Source organism: Mammaliicoccus sp. C-M13 (genome assembly GCF_022386845.1).
Taxonomy (GTDB): domain Bacteria; phylum Bacillota; class Bacilli; order Staphylococcales; family Staphylococcaceae; genus Mammaliicoccus; species Mammaliicoccus lentus.
Map to the genome: position 1 here is coordinate 1 of NZ_JAJNHQ010000028.1, position 3,138 is coordinate 3,138.

General features: G+C 48.6%; 1 rRNA gene. It reads left to right on the top strand.

The window, feature by feature from the left end:
• Positions 1–193: 193 nt before the first annotated feature.
• Positions 194–3,120, top strand: a 23S ribosomal RNA gene (locus tag LQ615_RS13260).
• The last annotated feature ends 18 nt before the right edge of the window (positions 3,121–3,138 follow it).

The following is a 3,138-nucleotide window of genomic DNA, read 5'->3' on the forward strand; positions in this document are numbered from 1 at the left end:
TTGCACATTGAAAACTAGATAAGTAAGCAAATAGATTTTACCAAGCAAAAAACCGAGTGAATTTTTAACGAAATTCAACAAGCTTAATAATCGCGCGTCGTCTTTTTAGACGACATCACAGATTAATAACTGGTAAAGGTTAGTTAAACATGGTTGTATCTTCGATACACAGTGCTTAACTAAGGATTTACATGATTAAGTTATTAAGGGCGCACGGTGGATGCCTTGGCACTAGAAGCCGAAGAAGGACGTTACTAACGACGATATGCTTTGGGGAGCTGTAAGTACGCTTTGATCCAGAGATTTCCGAATGGGGAAACCCAGCATGAGTTATGTCATGTTATCCACATATGAATACATAGTATGTGAGAAGGCACACCCGGAGAACTGAAACATCTTAGTACCCGGAGGAAGAGAAAGAAAACTCGATTCCCTGAGTAGCGGCGAGCGAAACGGGAATAGCCCAAACCAATAGGCTTGCCTATTGGGGTTGTAGGACACTCAATACGGAGTTACAAAGGAAATAATTAGACGAATGGTTTTGGAAAAGCCAACCATAGAAGGTAAAGGTCCTGTAGTCGAAAGTTATTTCTCTCCTGAGTGGATCCTGAGTACGGCGGAACACGTGTAATTCCGTCGGAATCTGGGAGGACCATCTCCCAAGGCTAAATACTCTCTAGTGACCGATAGTGAACCAGTACCGTGAGGGAAAGGTGAAAAGCACCCCGGAAGGGGAGTGAAATAGAACCTGAAACCGTGTGCTTACAAATAGTCAGAGCCCGTTAATGGGTGATGGCGTGCCTTTTGTAGAATGAACCGGCGAGTTACGATTTGATGCAAGGTTAAGCAGTAAATGTGGAGCCGTAGCGAAAGCGAGTCTGAATAGGGCGAATGAGTATCTGGTCGTAGACCCGAAACCAAGTGATCTACCCATGTCCAGGTTGAAGTTCAGGTAACACTGAATGGAGGACCGAACCGACTTACGTTGAAAAGTGAGCGGATGAGGTGTGGGTAGCGGAGAAATTCCAATCGAACTTGGAGATAGCTGGTTCTCTCCGAAATAGCTTTAGGGCTAGCCTCAAGTGATGATTATTGGAGGTAGAGCACTGTTTGGACGAGGGGCCCCTCTAGGGTTACCGAATTCAGACAAACTCCGAATGCCAAATAATTTAACTTGGGAGTCAGACTATGGGTGATAAGGTCCATAGTCGAAAGGGAAACAGCCCAGACCACCAGCTAAGGTCCCAAAATATATGTTAAGTGGAAAAGGATGTGGCGTTGCCCAGACAACTAGGATGTTGGCTTAGAAGCAGCCATCATTTAAAGAGTGCGTAATAGCTCACTAGTCGAGTGACACTGCGCCGAAAATGTACCGGGGCTAAACATATTACCGAAGCTGTGGATTATCCGTAAGGATAATGGTAGGAGAGCGTTCTAAACGTGTTGAAGCATGATCGCAAGGACATGTGGAATGTTTAGAAGTGAGAATGCCGGTGTGAGTAGCGAAAGATGGGTGAGAATCCCATCCACCGATTGACTAAGGTTTCCAGAGGAAGGCTCGTCCGCTCTGGGTTAGTCGGGACCTAAGCCGAGGCCGATAGGCGTAGGCGATGGATAACAGGTAGATATTCCTGTACCACCTATGATTGTTTGAACGATGGGGGGACGCAGTAGGATAGGCGAAGCGTGCTGTTGGAGTGCACGTCCAAGCAACAAGACTGAGTGTTAGGCAAATCCGGCACTCGTAAGGTTGAGTTGTGATGGGGAGTTGGATCATGAATCCGACGAGTCGTTGATTTCACACTGCCAAGAAAAGCCTCTAGTTAGAAAATAGGTGCCCGTACCGCAAACCGACACAGGTAGTCAAGATGAGAATTCTAAGGTGAGCGAGCGAACTCTCGTTAAGGAACTCGGCAAAATGACCCCGTAACTTCGGGAGAAGGGGTGCTTTTTAAGGTGCAAGCCTTGAAGAGCCGCAGTGAATAGGCCCAAGCGACTGTTTATCAAAAACACAGGTCTCTGCTAAACCGTAAGGTGATGTATAGGGGCTGACGCCTGCCCGGTGCTGGAAGGTTAAGAGGAGTGGTTAGCTTCTGCGAAGCTACGAATCGAAGCCCCAGTAAACGGCGGCCGTAACTATAACGGTCCTAAGGTAGCGAAATTCCTTGTCGGGTAAGTTCCGACCCGCACGAAAGGCGTAACGATTTGGGCACTGTCTCAACGAGAGACTCGGTGAAATCATAGTACCTGTGAAGATGCAGGTTACCCGCGACAGGACGGAAAGACCCCGTGGAGCTTTACTGTAGCCTGATATTGAAATTCGGCACAGCTTGTACAGGATAGGTAGGAGCCTTAGAAGCGTGAGCGCTAGCTTACGTGGAGGCGCTGGTGGGATACTACCCTGGCTGTGTTGACTTTCTAACCCGCACCATTTGATCATGGTGGGAGACAGTGTCAGGCGGGCAGTTTGACTGGGGCGGTCGCCTCCTAAAGAGTAACGGAGGCGCTCAAAGGTTCCCTCAGAATGGTTGGAAATCATTCGCAGAGTGTAAAGGCACAAGGGAGCTTGACTGCGAGACTTACAAGTCGAGCAGGGTCGAAAGACGGACTTAGTGATCCGGTGGTTCCGCATGGAAGGGCCATCGCTCAACGGATAAAAGCTACCCCGGGGATAACAGGCTTATCTCCCCCAAGAGTTCACATCGACGGGGAGGTTTGGCACCTCGATGTCGGCTCATCGCATCCTGGGGCTGTAGTCGGTCCCAAGGGTTGGGCTGTTCGCCCATTAAAGCGGTACGCGAGCTGGGTTCAGAACGTCGTGAGACAGTTCGGTCCCTATCCGTCGTGGGCGTAGGAAATTTGAGAGGAGCTGTCCTTAGTACGAGAGGACCGGGATGGACATACCTCTGGTGTACCAGTTGTCGTGCCAACGGCATAGCTGGGTAGCTATGTATGGACGGGATAAGTGCTGAAAGCATCTAAGCATGAAGCCCCCCTCAAGATGAGATTTCCCAACTTCGGTTATAAGATCCCTCAAAGATGATGAGGTTAATAGGTTCGGGGTGTAAGCGCAGTAATGTGTGTAGCTGACGAATACTAATCGATCGAAGACTTAATCAAATTTTTAAAATCGGTTTT